The sequence below is a fragment of the Mycolicibacterium iranicum genome (assembly GCF_014190915.1).
Taxonomy (GTDB): Bacteria; Actinomycetota; Actinomycetes; order Mycobacteriales; family Mycobacteriaceae; genus Mycobacterium; species Mycobacterium iranicum_B.
This window is the reverse complement of record NZ_JACHVU010000004.1, coordinates 1-17,318: the sequence shown is the minus strand read 5'-3', so window position 1 is coordinate 17,318 and position 17,318 is coordinate 1. Positions and strand designations below refer to the sequence as shown.

At 67.9% G+C, this 17,318-nt stretch carries 17 protein-coding genes and 1 pseudogene; 5 read left to right on the top strand and 13 right to left on the bottom strand.

Features of this window, described 5'->3' with window-relative positions; all coding sequences use genetic code 11:
• Positions 1-5 precede the first annotated feature (5 nt).
• Positions 6-887 (top strand): TIGR03619 family F420-dependent LLM class oxidoreductase, encoded by an 882-nt coding sequence (locus tag FHR72_RS10475; RefSeq protein ID WP_183467909.1) that lies wholly within the window; start codon positions 6-8, stop codon positions 885-887.
• Here FHR72_RS10475 and FHR72_RS10470 read toward each other — a convergent pair.
• Both FHR72_RS10470 and FHR72_RS10465 read right to left on the bottom strand, forming a co-directional pair.
• On the bottom strand, positions 884-1,468 hold the full coding sequence (locus FHR72_RS10470) for a TetR/AcrR family transcriptional regulator (RefSeq protein WP_311736114.1): 585 nt from the start codon (positions 1,466-1,468) through the stop codon (positions 884-886). The two genes, FHR72_RS10475 and FHR72_RS10470, sit on opposite strands and share 4 nt — an antisense overlap.
• Before the next feature lie 4 nt (positions 1,469-1,472).
• Positions 1,473-2,699: an MFS transporter gene (locus FHR72_RS10465; RefSeq protein WP_183467908.1), complete on the bottom strand. Its 1,227-nt coding sequence runs from the start codon at positions 2,697-2,699 to the stop codon at positions 1,473-1,475.
• A gap of 179 nt (positions 2,700-2,878) precedes the next feature.
• Between FHR72_RS10465 and FHR72_RS10460 the strand changes: the two genes are divergently transcribed.
• Positions 2,879-4,042 (top strand): 3-ketosteroid-9-alpha-monooxygenase, oxygenase component, encoded by a 1,164-nt coding sequence (locus tag FHR72_RS10460; RefSeq protein ID WP_183467907.1) that lies wholly within the window; start codon positions 2,879-2,881, stop codon positions 4,040-4,042.
• Positions 4,039-4,491: a hypothetical protein gene (locus FHR72_RS10455; RefSeq protein ID WP_183467906.1), complete on the top strand. Its 453-nt coding sequence runs from the start codon at positions 4,039-4,041 to the stop codon at positions 4,489-4,491. The genes FHR72_RS10460 and FHR72_RS10455 overlap by 4 nt, the downstream gene beginning before the upstream one ends.
• Positions 4,492-4,504: 13 nt before the next feature.
• Here FHR72_RS10455 and FHR72_RS10450 read toward each other — a convergent pair whose 3' ends face one another.
• From FHR72_RS10450 to FHR72_RS10440, 3 genes are read right to left on the bottom strand one after another with little or no spacing between them, the layout of a single operon-like run.
• Positions 4,505-5,650 carry a sulfotransferase family protein gene (locus FHR72_RS10450; RefSeq protein ID WP_183467905.1) on the bottom strand — a complete coding sequence of 382 codons (1,146 nt, stop codon included), beginning with the start codon at positions 5,648-5,650 and terminating at the stop codon, positions 4,505-4,507.
• Entirely contained in the window at positions 5,650-6,441 is a 792-nt protein-coding gene (locus FHR72_RS10445; RefSeq protein WP_183467904.1) for an SDR family oxidoreductase, read from the bottom strand. Before FHR72_RS10445 ends, FHR72_RS10450 begins: the two co-directional genes overlap by 1 nt.
• A gap of 3 nt (positions 6,442-6,444) precedes the next feature.
• Complete coding sequence (locus FHR72_RS10440) at positions 6,445-7,572, bottom strand: hypothetical protein (RefSeq protein ID WP_183467903.1); 1,128 nt, start codon at positions 7,570-7,572, stop codon at positions 6,445-6,447.
• An 87-nt stretch (positions 7,573-7,659) separates the two neighbouring features.
• Here FHR72_RS10440 and FHR72_RS10435 point away from each other — a divergent pair, with 87 nt between their 5' ends.
• Positions 7,660-8,589, top strand: coding sequence for an IclR family transcriptional regulator (locus FHR72_RS10435; RefSeq protein WP_183467902.1), 930 nt, complete (start codon positions 7,660-7,662; stop codon positions 8,587-8,589).
• On the opposite strand, the gene FHR72_RS10430 is transcribed toward FHR72_RS10435, so the two are convergent.
• The 3 genes from FHR72_RS10430 to FHR72_RS10420 are packed head-to-tail and all read right to left on the bottom strand — an operon-like array spanning position 8,572 to position 11,515.
• A complete protein-coding gene (locus FHR72_RS10430) occupies positions 8,572-10,020 on the bottom strand; it encodes a cytochrome P450 (RefSeq protein ID WP_183467901.1) in 1,449 nt (482 codons plus the stop codon). The genes FHR72_RS10435 and FHR72_RS10430 overlap by 18 nt on opposite strands.
• Complete coding sequence (locus tag FHR72_RS10425) at positions 10,017-10,826, bottom strand: SDR family NAD(P)-dependent oxidoreductase (protein ID WP_183467900.1); 810 nt, start codon at positions 10,824-10,826, stop codon at positions 10,017-10,019. The genes FHR72_RS10430 and FHR72_RS10425 overlap by 4 nt, the downstream gene beginning before the upstream one ends.
• Complete coding sequence (locus FHR72_RS10420; RefSeq protein WP_183467899.1) at positions 10,823-11,515, bottom strand: hypothetical protein; 693 nt, start codon at positions 11,513-11,515, stop codon at positions 10,823-10,825. Before FHR72_RS10420 ends, FHR72_RS10425 begins: the two co-directional genes overlap by 4 nt.
• 116 nt (positions 11,516-11,631) lie before the next feature.
• Here FHR72_RS10420 and FHR72_RS10415 point away from each other — a divergent pair, with 116 nt between their 5' ends.
• Positions 11,632-12,288, top strand: coding sequence for a TetR/AcrR family transcriptional regulator (locus tag FHR72_RS10415; RefSeq protein WP_183467898.1), 657 nt, complete (start codon positions 11,632-11,634; stop codon positions 12,286-12,288).
• Between the two features lie 65 nt (positions 12,289-12,353).
• Here FHR72_RS10415 and FHR72_RS10410 read toward each other — a convergent pair whose 3' ends face one another.
• The 5 genes and pseudogenes from FHR72_RS10410 to FHR72_RS10390 form a co-directional block, all read right to left on the bottom strand.
• Positions 12,354-12,866: a heme-binding protein gene (locus FHR72_RS10410; RefSeq protein ID WP_183467897.1), complete on the bottom strand. Its 513-nt coding sequence runs from the start codon at positions 12,864-12,866 to the stop codon at positions 12,354-12,356.
• A gap of 155 nt (positions 12,867-13,021) precedes the next feature.
• A complete protein-coding gene (locus tag FHR72_RS10405; RefSeq protein WP_183467896.1) occupies positions 13,022-15,139 on the bottom strand; it encodes a RecQ family ATP-dependent DNA helicase in 2,118 nt (705 codons plus the stop codon).
• Positions 15,140-15,182: 43 nt separating this feature from the next.
• Positions 15,183-15,875 (bottom strand): PAQR family membrane homeostasis protein TrhA, encoded by a 693-nt coding sequence (trhA, locus tag FHR72_RS10400; RefSeq protein ID WP_221193415.1) that lies wholly within the window; start codon positions 15,873-15,875, stop codon positions 15,183-15,185.
• A gap of 130 nt (positions 15,876-16,005) precedes the next feature.
• Positions 16,006-17,064, bottom strand: a complete 1,059-nt coding sequence (dmpG, locus tag FHR72_RS10395; RefSeq protein WP_183467895.1) for a 4-hydroxy-2-oxovalerate aldolase — start codon at positions 17,062-17,064, stop codon at positions 16,006-16,008.
• Positions 17,061-17,318, bottom strand: a pseudogene (locus tag FHR72_RS10390) (acetaldehyde dehydrogenase (acetylating)); the annotation flags it as partial. The gene dmpG and the pseudogene FHR72_RS10390, both read right to left, overlap by 4 nt.

Genomic DNA, 17,318 nt, shown 5'->3' with positions numbered 1-17,318 from the left:
CGCGGATGCAGTACACCTGCAGCGTGGCGATGGGCCCGGTCGATCAGCTCATCGACATCGCCAGGACGGCCGAAGAGGTCGGGTTCGATTCGATCGCGCTGCCGGACTCGCTGTTCTACATGGAGAAGCAGTCGGCGGACTATCCGTACACTCCCGACGGCTCCCGGATGTGGAACGAGGACACGCCGTGGGTCGACCCGCTGATCGCCGCGGGGGCAATGGGTGCGGTCACCTCGACGCTGCGCTTCTACACCAACGTGATGAAGCTCGGTTCGCGGAACCCGTTGCTGCTGGCCCGTCAGGTGGGCTCGGTGGCGAATCTGACCGGTAACCGTTTCGGTTTCGGGGTCGGGATCGGCTGGGCGCCGGAGGAATTCGAGTGGTGCGGGGTGCCGTACGCCCGGCGCGGCAAGCGGGTTGACGAGATGATCGAGGTCATCAAGCTCGTCCTGGGCGGCGGCATGGTCGAATTCCACGGCGAGTTCTACGACTTCGACCGCCTGCAGATGAGCCCGGCGCCGAGCAAGCCGGTGCCGTTCTACGTCGGCGGCCATACCGATGTCGCACTCAAGCGGGCCGCCCGCGTGGGCGACGGCTGGACGAGCGCGATGATGACCGGTGACCAGCTCGCCGAAACCATCGGCAAGATCAATGCTCTGCGTGACGAATTCGGCCGTGCCGACGAGCCCTTCGAATTCCAGGCGGTCTGCATCGACAAGTTCGGCGTCGACGGCCACCGGGAACTCGCCGAGGCGGGCGTCACGGACAACATCGTGATCCCGTGGGTGTTCGACGGTCTGAGCTTCGACGCACCGATCGAACAGAAGAAGGACTCGCTGAAGCGCTTCGCCGAGACCTACATCCACTCGGGCTGGCAGGACGCCTAGTCCGCAGGCGTCAGGCAGCCGTGGAACACCGTGCGCAGCAACCGGTCCACGGCGTCACGGTCCAGCGGAGCCATTCCGAGCATCAGGCGGTAGTACGGCGGAGACACCAGCGCGTCGACAGCCACCTCGACGTTCGTGTCGCCCGGTAGCTCCCCGCGCTCGACCGCTTCGCGAAGGGTGACAGCCACGGCGCCGCGGCGCGGGGCGATCCACTGGTCTGCCAGCGCCTGCTGAATCGTCGGATCGGATGCCGACGCCGCGATCACGTTGCGCAGCAACGGGCCCGCGGTCGGGTCGGCCAGGATGGCGTTCAACGCCTGCACGTGGTGCGTGACGGCCTGGAGTGTAGAGCTGCCGGGCGGGCGGGTGATCGATTCACGCTGGGATTCCAGGAGTCCCTCGAGGACGATGGACGCCGCAGACGGCCACCACTTGTAGATCGTGGTTCTGCTGACCTGCGCACGTTTGGCGATGGCCTCCACCGTCGCCGCCGCCGGGCCGCCGCTGCGCGCCAGTTCGGCGGCCGCCGCCACCACGGCGTCCCGCACCGTCTCGCTTCGCGGTCGTCCCCGGGTGGCCACCCCGTCAGCCTATTGGGGTCACCCGCTTCGAGCCGACGATCGTGACGGCCAGGCAGAGAAGCGCCGCCGCCGCCCCGACACCGAACATCACCGGGTAGCTGACGAGGTCGGCGAGGAATGCCATCGCCGCGGGCACTCCGAAGCCGAGATAGCAGAGGCTGTAGAAGACCGCGGTGAGGCCGGCCAGATCATCCGGCCCCGCGATGCGCTGAATCTCCTGCAGACCCGCCAGCAGTGCCATCCCGTATCCGGCACCGAGGACCGCGGCCGCCACCAGCGACGCCGGCACCGTCAGGGCAGCGGACGCCCAGGCGGCCAGAGCCATCCCGCACACGACGAGCCCAAGAGCCACGAGCAGCCCCGCGCGTCCCCCGGTGACGAGGTTGCGGCCCAGGTGCTGCACGCTGAAGCCGACACCGAGGGTGACCGCGCACAACAGCGCCGAGAACGCGATGGGCGCAGCCGCGACGTGCTCGGTCATCAGCGCGGGCAGCACCGCGTACGCCGAGGCCCCGGCGCCGAACACCCAGGGCGCGAGGGGCACGACGACGACGAGGAAGCGGCGGTGCGATGCACCCGGGATCGCGAGGTCGCGCCACCAGCGCTGACCCGAGTCCCCGGCAGCGCGCGTCTCGGGGGCGGTGGCCAGCAGCGTGGCGGCAGCGAGCGCCATGGCGATGTTGATCGCGTAGGGCGACACCGACGGCGCTGGGCCCCACTGGGCGAGCACGCCCGCGGTGGCGGCGCCGAGGGCGAAGCCCGCGGTCAGGCTCATCGCGGCGCGCCGGGCTCCGGCGTCACCGGCGTCCCAGGGCGGACTGGAGAGCTCTTTGATCCAGCTCCCGCCCACGGCCATCGCGAGGCCGAGGCCCAGCCCGCTGAACACCCGGCCGACGCCGAGCGCGACGGCGGAGTGCGCGCCCATCGCCAGGATCAGCGAGCCCGCCGCCGCGAGCACCGGCGCGGGCAGCATCAGCGGGCGCCGCCCGAACCGATCCGACAGCGGCCCGCCGATCAGCAGGGCCGGCACGATTCCCAGCACATACGCGAACAGCAGGAGGTCGACGGTCAGCGGCGAGAACCCGTCGTTGACCCGGTACATGACCAGCAGGGGCGTGAACTCGTTGCCGCCCCACGCGATCGCGAAGGTCGCCGCTGCGACCGCGAGCCAGCGCCGCGTGCCGTCTCGCGCGATGCCTGCCGTCGCCGGCCGCGCCACCACAGCGGTCATCGGGGCCACCTCCTATTACTGGACACTTTGTCCACTATATATGCGGCCGCAAGTGGGTATCCGGTGCTGCAGGAGTGGCGTCGACAACATTGTCCGCAGGTGAGGGGCGCTTGAATTGCCCGAAAGTGGGCAAAACTGTAACGTGTTCTAGTTAGAAGCCGAGACATGGGGAGGCCCGAGTGAGCACCGAGGTAGCTGCGGGAGCCGCGAACATCCGCGAGATCGACACCGGCGCCCTGCCTGACCGTTTCGCCAGGGGGTGGCACTGCCTGGGCCCGGTCAAGGATTACCTGGACGGTAAGCCGCACGGCATCGAGATCTTCGGCACGATGCTGGTCGTCTTCGCCGACTCCAAGGGCGAGCTGAACGTCCTCGACGGGTACTGCCGCCACATGGGCGGCAACCTGGCACAGGGCGAGGTCAAGGGCGACGAGGTCGCCTGCCCGTTCCACGACTGGCGCTGGGGTGGGGACGGCAAGTGCAAGCTCGTCCCGTACGCCAAGCGCACCCCGCGCCTGGCCCGCACCCGGGCGTGGCACACCGACGTCCGCGGCGGCCTGCTGTTCGTGTGGCACGACCACGAGGGCAATCCGCCGCAGGAAGAGGTCCGCATCCCCGAGATCGCGGAGTGGTCGAGCGGTGAGTGGACCGACTGGAAGTGGAACTCGATGCTGATCGAGGGCTCCAACTGCCGCGAGATCATCGACAACGTCACCGATATGGCGCACTTCTTCTACATCCACTTCGGCCTGCCGACGTACTTCAAGAACGTCTTCGAAGGTCACATCGCCAGCCAGTACCTACACAACGTGGGCCGGCCGGATGTCAACGACATGGGCACCGCGTACGGCGAGGCGTCGCTGGACTCCGAGGCCAGCTATTTCGGCCCGTCGTTCATGATCAACTGGCTGCACAACAAGTACGGCGACTTCAAGGCCGAGTCGATCCTGATCAACTGCCACTACCCGGTGACCCAGGATTCGTTCGTGCTGCAGTGGGGTGTCATCGTCGAGAAGCCCAAGGGGCTCGACGACAAAACCACCGAGAAGCTCGCGGATGCGTTCACCGACGGCGTCAGCAAGGGCTTCCTGCAGGACGTCGAGATCTGGAAGCACAAGACCCGCATCGACAATCCGCTGTTGGTCGAGGAGGACGGCGCGGTCTATCAGATGCGCCGCTGGTACCAGCAGTTCTACGTCGACGTCGCCGACGTGACCCCGGAGATGACCGACCGGTTCGAGATGGAGGTCGACACCACGATCGCCAACCAGAAGTGGAACGTGGAGGTCGAGCAGAACCTGAAGGCGAGGGAAGCCGCGAAGGCGGAGCAGCCGGCGACATGAACCAGCCGCCGGATGTGGACCGCCTGGCGCGGTCGATGCTTCTGCTCCACGGACACGACGACGAGGAGCACGGGCACGGTCCGGGAAGCGAGGGGTCCGGATCATGGCGCAAGGCACCGGATTTCGCGTCGGATCCGGATCGGGCTGCGGCCGTGCGGGAGAGCACCGACCGCGACCGTCAGCGTTACCTGACCTCAGGGCTCGCGTCGGTCGACTGCCGCTTCTGCCACGTGGCGGTCCAGGTGAAGAAGCTGGGGCCGACTCACACGTCGGTGCAGTGGAACGCCGAGGCGACCAAGCGGTGCGCGCATTTCTCCGAGATCCGGGAGTCCGGAGGGGATCCCGCCCGGTCCCGCTCCTGCCCGCGGCTGGCGGACAGCATCAGGCACGCCGTCGCGGAAGGGTGTCTGGAGGAGTACTCCACCGCCCCGTCGCCCGGCGACGGCTGAGCCGTCCAGCCGCTCACAGTCCCTCGAAGCGCTCCTTGACCTGTTCGTCGGTCAGGCCGTAATCGGCCAGTGAGTACGAATGTTTCGGCGCACGAGGCCCCTTCTTGCTCTCCTCGTGCGTGTTGCTCACTGCGTCGCGGGCGGCGTCGGTGAAGTCGATGCCGAAGGCGCGGTAGATGTCCTCGACGGCGCCGATCGGATCCTTGATGAGAGCGAAATAGTCCAGGTCGTAGAACTGGGCCGGGTCGTGTTTGGCCCGTTCGCTGGTGAACAGTTCCAGCCCGCGCGACCAGGTCTCCATCGAGTCGGCGCCGATCACCTCACCGGTGAACGTGTTCGACCAGCCCTCGGTGGTGTGCTGGGCCAGTGAGCACATGGAGGCCATGATCGTCTCGACCGGCCGGTGGCACTGCACCACCAGGGCATCCGGGTAGGTCGCGAACAACGCGTCGAGGGCGAACAGGTGGCTGGGGTTCTTCAGCACCCACCGCTTCTCACGGTCGTTGAGTCCGATCAGCTGCAGGTTGCGGCGGTGCCGCTGATACGGCTTGGTCCAGTCCTGGCGGGACAGCCACTGCGAGTAGGTCGGAAGATGCGCCAGCGTCTCGTAGGACACCGAGTGCAGGGACTGACGCAGCAGCTGCCAGCATTCCTCCACCTCGTCGGCGGTCATGAAGTGCAGCCCGGTGTAGTCGGGATTCTCCTCGTGCGCCTTGGTGAACTGGGCATCGAGCTGCTGGAAAACGGGGTTCTGCGACCATGTTTCGCGGGGCGGACGCGGTTGCGGGAACTCCGCGAGCCACAGTTCCAGACCCTGGTGCCGCGGATCGGCGGCCAGCAGGCGATGGACCGCCGTCGTGCCCGTCCTGGGCAGGCCGGTGACGAAGATCGGGCGCTCGATGGGCACGTCGACGTGTTCCGGGTACTGCTTGAACGCCGCTTCGGACACCAGGCGCGCGACGAGGGCGTTCCTGACGAAGAACCGCTGCATCTTGCTGCCCAGTTCGGTCAGGTCGGCGTCGCGCTGGAAGGATTCCAGCAGCACGCCGAGAGCTTCCCGGTAGTTGTCGTCGTCGGCGCCGAAGTCGTCGAGCCCGCATGCCTTCACCGCGGAGGCGTGCAGGTCCTCGACGGTGCCCACATCGGTACGTCCACTCATTACGCCTTGTACTCCCCGCAGTTGACATCGAGCGCCTGGCCGGTGATGCCGCTGGACAGATCGCTGGCCATGAACAGGATCGCCGATGCCACCTCGTCTTCGGTGGGCAGGCGCTTCAGGTCCGACGACGCCGCCGTGGCCTTGTAGATCTCCTCGACGGTCGTGCCGTACTTGCCGGCCTGGTGATTGAAGTAGGACTCCAGCGTGCCGCCCCAGATGTAGCCGGGCAGAACGGAGTTCACCCGGATTCCCTGGTCTCCCAGCTCGGTGGCCAGCGTCTGCGACATCGCGAGCAGCGCCGACTTGGCCATCTTGTAGGCGCCATACTTGGCCTGCGAGTGCCGGACCACCATCGAGTTGACGTTCACCACCGCACCGTTGGCCTCGGCGAGTGCCGGCGTGAAGGCCTGCACCATGCGCAGCGCGCCGAAGACCGTCAACTCGATCGCGTCACGCATGTGTTCGAACGTGGTGTTGGCGAAGGGCTTCATCGAGGGCACGCGGAAGGCGTTGTTGATCAACACATCCACCTTGCCGTACGCCTTCAGCGATTCCTCGACGAGGTTGTCCACCTGCGCTTCGTCGGTGATGTCGGTGCCCACCGACACCGCCCGCCGACCCAGATCGGTGATCTGCTTGGCGACATCGTCGAGACGTTCGACGGTCCGTGCGGCCAGCACGAGATCGGCGCCGGCTTCGGCGCATCGCCGGGCCAGCGTGGTGCCCAGCGCGGGCCCGACGCCGCTGATCACGACGACTTTGTTCTCCAGCAGGGGAAGTGCTCCGGTCACGTGTCAGCCCACCATTCTTTCGCCGATCAGCTTCTGACGCAGCGCGATCCGCGCTCGCCAGTCCTCCTCAGAGATCTTGTTCGAGTCGTAGTACGGCAGGGCCGAGGCGACGTCGTCGACGTGCACGAGCTCGACGGAGGGTCCGTCGGCCTCGGTCATCTCGCGCGACACCCGCTGCCAGCGGAACTGCAGGTAGCCCTTGCGATGCCCGAGTGTCTCCACCCAATTCGTCACGCCGGGGTTGCGGTCGGCGACCACGATGCGGATCTTGTCGTCCGGATCCGCCTGTGCCTGAGTGCCGTTCAGCGACGTCTGATGGTTGATGTAGTCCAGCGAGATGTACCACAGGCTGCCGAGTTGGAAGCCGAGATAGGGGGCGTCGGTCACGGGCAGCGTGATGATCAGCGCCTGATCCTCGCCGAGGTCGAACTGACCGGCGGACGAGTATTGGGTGGCCAGACCTCCGGGAGTGAGGCGGGGCGACACCATCGTGTTCGGCTCGCTGTCGTTGTAGAACCACTGCGGGAACTGCAACCAGGTCTTGACCCGCTGGACCAGTTGCTTGCCGGCGACCGCGTACCGCTTTTCGATGAGCTCGCGGGTCAGCGGAGCCGGCGCGGTCCCGGCGGTGTCGGTGCGTGCGATCGCGAACGTTCCTCGCTGCGCCGACCAGTCGTTGTACACCTCGCGGATGACCAGCTGCGACGGTACCTCCGGGGTGAAGCGCCACTCGAACGTGCCGTCGTCGGCGATGTCGAGTTTGCGATCGTCGAAGGCCGTCTCACTGTCGGGGACGACCTCGTCGGTGTACTCGCCGCCGAGCAACTGGAAGCTGACGTCGGTGGTGGTACCCCGCCTGCCGGTGACGACGTATTCGTAGCCGGGCTGTACCCGGGTGCCGAAGTACATCGTGTCCGGGTTGTCCAGGCCCATCTTCGTGAACGGGCCTGTGCCACTGTGCAGGAACGGATGGTCGCGGTCGTAGTCGAAGGCCACATGGGTACACGCGGCGATACAGCCCGCGAGGTACTGCAGCCCTTCGAGGAGATCGGCTTCGGATTCGATGAACGGTGCGGCGGCGACCAGTGCCTCGGCCTCGGCGATGGCATCGTTGAGCGGCTGTGCGAACACAGCCCCAAACTAGAACCTGTTCTAAGGCTAGTCAATATATGGACCAGTGCGTTTCATATTTGGAACGTCTGTCGTACGTTGTGGGACATGGCCGCACCCGTCCCCCGTTCAGGGCGATCGTCTCCGCCCACCGATCGCGTCGTCGGGATACTCGACTTCCTCGCCGGTCGCCCCACCGAGCGCTTCGGCGTCTCGGAACTCGCGCGCCGCGTGGGTCTCAGCAAGCCCACCTGCCTCGGCATCGTCACAGCCCTGACCGAGGCCGGCTACCTGGTACGCGATGCCACCGACAAGACCTACCGCCTGGGTCCGGCACTGATCACGCTGGGGCACAGGGCCCAGGAGTCACTGCGTGTCAGCCCGGCCGCACGCGAGCAACTTCGCCGGCTCTCGGCCCAGTTCGCCGCCACCGCGGCGCTGTCGGCCGTGGTGAACGACCGCATCACCCTTCTGGACCTGGTGGCCCCGAGCGGCACGCGTACCGGAGTGCAGGTCGGGCAGAGTTATCCGTTCGCACCGCCCGTCGGGCTCATGTTCGTGCTGTGGGATGACGAAGCCGAACGTGAGTGGCTCGCGAAGAAACCCACCATCCCCCTGCGGACCGACGAGGCCCGACTCCGTCGTGTCGTGGCACGTTGCCGCGCCGACGGGTACCTGGTGGAACGCCTGACCACCGGTGGACGGCGGCTGTACGCGCTGCTGGCAGGCATGCCGACGGATCTGCCGGACGAGCTGCGGGCACTGCTGGGCGAGCTGGTCTCCGACATCGGCGAGCGGGTGTACCTGCGCGAGGAGAGCCCCGGGAGCCGGCGCCACGACATCAGTGTCATCTCGGCTCCGGTCTTCGACCATCATCGGCGTCAGGTGATGGTGACGTCGATGCACATCGGAAAGGCGTTGACCGACAACGAGATCACGGCGCGTGCCCGTGCGGTGGTCGCGGCGGCCGATGCGATGACCGTCCAGCTGGGCGGTACTCCACCTCGCCGGCCGGACCGGTCAGCACCGGTCCGGTAACCGCCTGAGGTTGATCGGGAGGCCGTCGGCCGGGGTGGGCCCGGTCCCCCAGCTCATCAGCGGCCGGTACCCGGGCGCGACATGCCAGTCGAAGTGCCTCAGCAACTGGTGCATGATCGCCTTGACGTTCATGTCGGCGAACTGCTGGCCGAGACACTTGTGCACGCCGCCGCCGAACGGAGCGAAGGCGTACCGGTGTACCGCCACCGCGGCGTCGGCGCCGGCGAGGAAGCGGCCGGGGTCGAATCGGTCCGGATCGGGCCACCAGTCGGCCAGGCGCATCGACGCGTACACGTTGATGGCGACCTGGGTCCGCCGCGGGATGAAATGCCCGGCCACCTCGGTGTCGACGATGGTCTGGCGGAACAGGGTGCCCGCCGGGGCGTACATCCGCAGGATCTCTTTGAAGGCCGCGTCCAGTAGCGGGTAGGCACCGTCGAGGTCGGCGAGGGTCAGCCTGTCATTGGGGGCCTCGCGGGCCTCGTCGCGAAGCCGGTTCTGCCACTCGGGATTTCGGCCCAGCTCATAGACCAGCATCGAGATCGCGATGGCACTGGTGTCGTGCGCGGCCATCAGCAGGAAGATCATGTGGTTCACGATGTCCGCGTCGCTGAACCGTTCTCCCTGTTCGCCGCGGCTGCGGCACATCATGGAGAACAGGTCGGTGCCCTCACCGGCCCGCCGCGCCGGTATCTGAGCCACGAAATACCGTTCCAGGCGTTCGCGGGCCCGCAATCCCCGCGCCCATGTGCCGCCGGGAACGTCCGCACGGATCATGGCCTGCCCGCCGCACACGGTGTGGTGGAAGTCTGCGGAGAGTCGGTCGGCCTCGGCGCCGAGGACGGCGCCGACGAACACCTCGGCAGCCTGGTCGAGCAGCAGCTGCTTGACCGCGGTGTAGAACGAGAAGCGCTGGGCCGACGGCCAGTTCGTGACCGTGCGCGCGATTCCGGGACGCATCAGATCGAGATAGCCTTCGAGTGCACCGCGGGTGAACGCCTGTTGCATGATGCGGCGATGGTCGCGATGCTCCTCGAAATCGAGCAGCATGATCCCGCGGTGGAAGAACGGCCCGATGACCGGCGCCCACCCCCGCGTGCTGCTGAATGCTTTGTCCTTGTTGATCCAGACGGTCTCCAGGGCTTCGGGTCCCATCAATTGCACGATGCGGAAACCGATTCCGCCCGCCCACGAGACGGCGCCGTAGCGGTCGTACCGGTCACGCGCGAACTCCAGCGGTTCGACGATCGAACTCATGATGTGCCCGAGGATTGGGAAGCCGTAGTTGCCCATCACCGGTTTCAGGCCCGACCCGGCCGGCGGTCGGGCCAGCGCATGCACGCGGCTCGGGTACCGCGACGTCACCGCCGCCGCGGCGGACTGCACGCGCAGGCGCGCGGCCGTGACGGGGTCGCTCAACGCACCCGTCACCGGCCGATCCGATCGAGGTAGTCCTTGCGCGCCTCCCGGTCGAAATGACCGGGGGGCCGCCGCAATGTGGCGAGGTGCTTGAGTCGCCGCAGCACCGGTTCGGGTACCGCCTCCTCGATCGTTCCCATCGGAGCCAGCCACCGCGGCACGGTGATCTCGCTGCGCGGCCGGGAGGCGGAAGCGGCGATCGCTTCGGCGATGTCCTCCGGTTGACGGGTCGGAAGCAGATCCAGGGCGACGCCGGCGGTCAGCTCGGTGTGCACCGCGGTCGGCATCACGGTGCTCACCGTCACCGCGCTGGAGGCGATCTCGGCGCGGACTGCGCGCGAGAGCGCCGCGACGGCGTACTTGGTCGCGCAGTACACCGAGATCCCCGGCGTGGTCACCTTCGCAGCCATCGAGGCCACGTTCACGATGTGGCCGTGGTTGCGGTCCAGCATGCCGGGAAGAAAGGTGTGCATGCCGTTGATGACGCCGATGAGATTGACCGCCACCTCGCGGTGGTAGAGCTCGATGTTCTGATCGACGAAAGGGCCCATCAACTGGATGCCGGCGTTGTTGACCAGCATGCCCACCGGGCCGTCGGCGGTGGCGGCCGCGAGGAACGCCGCCATGCTGGACACTTCGGTGACATCGAGTCGTGTTGCCCGGGCGCCGATCTCGTGTGCGGTCCGGTCGGCTTCCTCGGCATCGAGGTCACCGATCCAGACACGCGCCCCGCGCCGGACCAACTCCGCGGCGGTAGCGCGTCCGATGCCGCGTGCGCCGCCGGTGACGCAGACGACGGTGCCCGCGAGGTCGATCATGACTGCGCGCCGGGTTCGCGGCTGAACTCGCGCAGCGCGAAGTAGGCGATGAGGCGGACCTCGCCGTCGGGGAGGGTCAGCAGGGCGCGGCCGAGATACAGGCCGGGCAGCAGTTCCACGATCTCGTCGCGGGTGCGTTTGATGGGGAAGGTCCGCACGCTGGGGTTGCGGTACTGCGCGGGTGAATAGTCCAGCGCCCGAACCTGATTGAACGGCGGATAGGCGGCCCTGTCGATCTTGTGGTCGAAGCCGAAGCCGACGACCTCTGCCCCGGCGCGACGCAGACCGCCGTACAGCGGTGCCACGGCCCGAAGGCTGTATCTCGCCAGGGGGCTGAGCCGGTTGAACCCGGTTCCTTCGCGGAGATCGAAGGTCTTGCCCCGCCACGTCGGATCGATCTTCATCAGGGGGTTCGCGAGTCGCGTCTCCGGAATGCCGAACAGTTTGCCGACGATCAGGCCTTCCATCGGGCCGTCCGGACCCTCGGGAGCAGTGCCGAGGGCGAACAGCGCCGCCAACTCGTCACGGCGCCCGCCGTCTCCCAACTCCCTCAGGTAGTCCCATGCCCATCGGCGGGCCAATGCCGGCGCAAGGGCGGCGTGTTCGCGGATCTGCGCCAGCACCGAACCGCCCGGCGGCGATGACGGGTCGTCGACGGGTGTCGCTGCGGTAATGGACGAAGCACTCATGGGTTCTCCTTCAACTGGTACTACTCTGTGCCAGATACTCTGGTACGGAACCGTGCCAGAATGGGGAGATGAAGTCAAGGTTCGCCGCCGACCCACCAGGGTGCGACGATCGAACGGTGACCGAGACACCGCAGCGTGCTTACGGCGGACAGACCGCTGACGCACGTCGCCGACAGCGGCGGGCCCGGCTGCTGGATGCCGCGATGGACGCGATTGCCGGAAATGCGTGGCGGACGATCACCGTCGAACGCCTCTGCGCCGATGCCGGCTTGAACAAGCGGTACTTCTACGAAAGCTTCGGAACTCTCGACGACGTGGCGACCGCCGCCGTCGACGACATCGCCGACGACGTGCGCGTCGCGACGATGAACGCGGCCGAGCGCACAGGAGACGAAACACTTGACAGGCAGGCGTGGGCTGCAGTCGACGCACTCGTGCGCACGCTGGTCGAGGACCCGAGGCGGGGACGGGTCCTCCTGGGGGGTGTCGCGAGTTCGGTTGCGCTGCACGAGCATCGGTCGACGGTCCTGCGCGGGCTGACCGCCGTCCTGGTGTCACACGCGCGCAGCGTCCACGGTGTGGAACTGGAGCGAGATCCCCTTGCCGAAGTGGCTCCCGCCTTCATCATCGGCGGTACGGCCGACGCCATCCTCGCCTACCTCGACGGGCGCGCCGAGGTGACCGTGGAAGAACTCGTCACCGGCCTGGCCACCCTCTGGCTGATCACAGGCAATGGGGCGGCGGAAGTGGCCCGCCTACGACTCCAACAGTGAGTTTCCAAAAGTCGCTCGCCGTGCTCACGCGAGGCGTGAGCACGGCGAGCATTCCACCGAGAAGGTCAGGCGGTTGGGTTGTCCGGAGTCATACCGGGCGCGGTCGGCGGCCCGATGACCTCGGGAGCCTGCGGCGCCGTGGGCGGAGTCGGCGCCCCGGCGGTCTCACCGGCATTCCACACGGCCTGGGCGACCGGGGTGGGCGACAATTGGAGGCCACACTGGGTCTGAAGGTTGCTGACCGGCTCGTGGATCGCCTTCAGCTGGTCCTCGACCACCGGATTCTGGGCGAAGAACGCGCCGTACGCGGTCTGCGCCTCCGGCTGGGGCTGGCTGGAGATCTGCGTCAGGGCCTCGTTGGTCTGCGGGTTGGCCGCAAGGTAGGCACCCTCGGATGCAGCCGCCGTGCTGACGGTGCCGGCCACGTTGCTGGCCGAGCAGTCTGCCGGGGGCGTGGGTGCCGGGCCGGGCTGCGCATTGACCACCGGTGCGACGATCGCGGCCGATCCGAAGGCGAGCAGGCCACCGGCGAACATGCCGAAGAGTCCGCGGCGCACAGTCGTGACGGACGTGTTCATGAAAAACCACTCCTAACGGTCTGCGACACAGTCGGTCGCACCCAAGGCCTAGCCGATTACCGCGCACACCAAACCCGCACCCGGGCCACCGTGAGGGCCCGCTACCCACGTCCGCGCAGGTCCAGGCGGGCGTCAGAATTCTCGAAATCGTCGGTTCAGGACGTGCTCGCCAGTGCGAAAGGCAGCACCTCGGAGGCGCCGGCGCCTTTGAGCACCCGGGCGGCCATCGTCAGCGTCCATCCCGTGTCGGCCATGTCGTCGACCAACAGGACCGGGCCGCCGGCAGCACCCAGCGCTGCCGCATCCGGCGCCGCGAAGGCCCCGTTCAGCGCCGCGACCCGGTACGCAGAGTTCGCGGCCGTCGCCGGTCGCCTGTCCGGTGCGTAGCGCAGCACGCCGAGATCGGTCAGCCTGCCCAGCTCGGAGAGCCTGCGCGCAAGCGAGGAGATCAGCAGCGGGTGCGTGGCCGAGTCCACGGCCATCACGGCGGTGGGCCGGGTCTGCCAGTCCCAGGACGCCAGCACGGCGACCGCCGCCTGCACCACGTCATCGGAGACCTCGGCGTCGCCCGCGTCGAGTAATGCCCGCAGGCGCGCACCCCATCCGAGGTCGGTCAGCCTGCCGATCACGCGGCCGGGTGCAGGGCCGTCGGCGATCTTGCCGCTCAGGTCGATACCGAGCTTCTTCAGCCCCGTCGGCCATTGTTTGCGCGCGGCGAGGACCACACCCGGACGCATGAGCCGGTCGCGGGAATCGTCGACCACGGCGGCGTCGACGTCGGCGGTGTGCCGGGCGCCCGCGCAGTTGTCGCACCGGCCGCACCGCTCCCCGTCGCGCAGCTCGGGGTCGTCGAGCTGGCTGCGCAGGAACGCCATCCGGCAGTCCGGCGTGGACTGATAGTCGAGCATGGCCTTCTGTTCGCGCTTGCGGGCCTCGTCCAGGGTGCGGTAGCGCGGCTCGTCGTACTCCCAGGATGCGCCCGTGGCGATCCAGCCGCCCTTCACCCGGCGCACGGCGCCGTCGACGTCGAGCACCTTGAGCACCATCTCCAGGCGCGAGCGTCCGAGGTCGACCAGCGGCTCCAACGCGGCGGTCGACTGCGCGCGTTCGGTGTTCAACGCACCGATCACCGTGCGCACCATCGCTTCCGACGGGAAGGCCACCGAGGCGAAGTATCGCCAGACGTCCTGGTCCTCGTGACCGGGCAGCAGGATCACCTCGGCGCTGGCGGTCGAGCGGCCGGCGCGGCCGACCTGCTGGTAGTACGCGATCGGCGAGGACGGCGCGCCCAGGTGCACCACGAACCCGAGATCCGGTTTGTCGAATCCCATCCCCAGCGCCGAGGTCGCGATCAGTGCCTTGACGCGGTTGGCGAGGAGGTCCGCCTCGAGTTGTTCGCGTTCGGCGGCCTCCGTCGCCCCGGTGTAGGCCGCGACCTTGTGCCCGTGCTCGGCCAGCAGAGCCGCCACATCGTTGGCCTGCGCGACCGTCAGCGTGTAGACGATCCCGGAGCCCGGCAACGAATCCAGCTGCGCGACAAGCCATGCCGCACGCTGCGCCGGACTGCCCGCCGTGACCACCGACAGCCGCAGCGATTCGCGGTCCAGGCCGCCGCGCAGCACCAGTGTGTCGGCGCCGCCCACCCCGAGCTGACTGGCGACGTCGGCGACCACCCGGTCGTTGGCGGTCGCCGTGGTGGCCAGCACCGGCACGTCGGCGCCGAGGTCGGCCAGCAGCGTCCGGATGCGCCGGTAGTCGGGCCGGAAATCGTGACCCCAGTCGGACACGCAGTGGGCCTCGTCGACGACCACCAATCCGGCATCCTGGGCGAGCGCGGGCAGTACCTCGTCGCGGAAGTCGGGGTTGTTCAAGCGCTCCGGGCTGACCAGCAGCACGTCGAGTTCACCTCGGCGGACCCGATCGTGGATCTCGGACCAGTCCGTCACGTTGCTCGAATTGATGGTGGCGGCACGGACTCCGGCGCGCTCGGCGGCGGCGACCTGGTTGCGCATCAGGGCCAGCAGCGGCGAGACGATGACCGTCGGCCCGTGCCCGGCGGCGCGCAACAGCTTGGCCGAGATGAAGTAGACCGCCGACTTGCCCCACCCGGTGCGCTGGACGACGAGCGCCCGGCGCCGGTGCACGACGAGTGCCTCGATCGCCGTCCACTGGTCATCACGCAGGACGGCGGCCGGACCCGCCAGCTGCTCGAGGATCGCCTGGGCGTCGGCTCTGCCGGCCGTCGGTACGTGCGGCGACGCGGTGTTCGTCATGGGCCCATCGTGCCCGGTGGGTGTGACGCCGCCGGGACGCCCCTCAGTGCACGAGAAGCCAGATGGCGACGAAATGGCACGCCGCCGCGGCCACGGTGAAGGCGTGGAAGAACTCGTGGTGGCCGAACGTGGCGGGCCACGGGTTGGGCCATCGCATCCCGTAGAGGATGGCACCCACGTTGTAGAGGACACCACCGGCGATCAGGAGGGCCACCACGGTCACACCGGCCACGTCGAGCAGCGCCTCGGCGAACCAGATCGCCACGTAACCGAGCATCAGGTACAGCGGAATCCCCACCCACCGGGGCGCGGCGGGCCAGAACATCTTCAGCGCCACCCCGGCGACCGCACCGGTCCAGACGATCGTCAGTACCTCGGCCCCGACGTCTGCGGGCATGCCGAGGACGGCCAACGGGGTGTAGCTCGCCGCGATGAACACGAAGATGACGGAGTGGTCGAGACGCATCATCCACTTCTCGGCGGGCGGCCCCCAGCGCACCCGGTGGTAGGACGCACTGACGGTGAACATCGCGACGACGCCGAGCACGTAGACCGACGCCGCCCAGCCGGCGTGCGGCGCCGTGGCCACCCAGGCCACCTGCAGCAGCGCGATGCCGGCGAAGACGGCCACGACGGCGGAGACCAGATGGATCCAGCCCCGGGCACGGGGCGCGGCGAGGAGACCGACGACGTCGGCGGGCAGCGTAGGGGCGGCGGACGGATCGCCGTTGATCAGGACATCTCCGATGTGTCAGCGAGCCGCGGTGGCACCGGGGAACCGGCGCTGTTCGCGCGGCGCACGCAGAGCGTAGCCGCCGGCGGGACGCCCGCGGTGGATCCGCGGCCGACGAGTTGTGACGGCGTCGTCAGGCTTTCGCGGCCTCGGCGTCCATCTCCCGTTTGATTTCGAGTGCGATGTCGATGAGCTGGTCTTCCTGGCCGCCGATGAGTTTGCGCTGCCCGGCACGGTGCAGCAGCTTGTGCGCGGGCACCCCGTAGCGTTCGGACTGGCGGATGGCGTGCTTGAGGAAGCTGGAGTACACCCCCGAATACCCCATGATCAGCGCGTTGCGATCCAGCAGGCACTCGGCCGGCATCGCCGGCGCGACGACCTCCTCGGCGGCATCGGCGATATCGAAGAAATCGATCCCGGTCTTGACACCGATCTTGTCGAACACCCCGATCAGCGCCTCGACCGGCGCATTACCTGCTCCCGCACCGAAACGCCGGCACGATCCGTCGATCTGCTTGGCCCCGGCCCGCACCGCCTCGATGGAGTTCGCCACCCCCAAACCCAGGTTCTCGTGACCGTGGAACCCGACCTGGGCATCGTCACCGAGTTCGGCCACCAGCGCGGCCACCCGATCCCGCACCCCCTCCAGCACCAACGCACCCGCAGAATCCACCACGTAGACACACTGACATCCCGCATCAGCCATGATGCGCGCCTGGGCGGCCAGCTTCTCCGGCGGGATCGTGTGGCTCATCATCAAAAAACCCACGGTCTCCAATCCGAGTTCGCGCGCCAGCCCGAAATGCTGGATCGACACATCAGCCTCGGTGCAGTGCGTGGCGATACGACAGATCGACCCACCGTTGTTCTGGGCCTCCTTGATGTCCTCCTTGGTGCCCACACCAGGCAGCATCAGGAACGCGATCTTGGATTCGGTGGCCGTCTCGGCGGCCAGCTTGATCAGCTCCTGCTCCGGGGTCTTGGAAAACCCGTAGTTGAAGCTCGACCCGCCCAGCCCGTCACCGTGGGTCACCTCGATGACCGGCACCCCGGCGGCGTCGAGCGCGGCCACGATCGCACCGACCTCGTCTTTGGTGAACTGGTGACGTTTGTGATGCGACCCGTCGCGCAACGACGTATCCGTCATCCGCACATCCCACATCGGATTGAAGTAGATCTGTTCGGTACTCACGCGTGGCCCCCTGTCGTGGCTGCCAGAACTTCCTTGGCGATCTCGTCGCCCACCTTGGCCGCCGCGGCGGTCATGATGTCCAGATTGCCCGCATACGGCGGCAGGTAGTCCCCCGCGCCCTCCACCTCGATGAACGTCGTCACCAGATGCTGACCGCCATTGACCACCGACGGCTCGTCGAACTGCGGCTCGTTGAGCAACCGGTACCCCGGCACATAGGTCTGCACCTCGGCCACCACGTCCTTGATCGACGC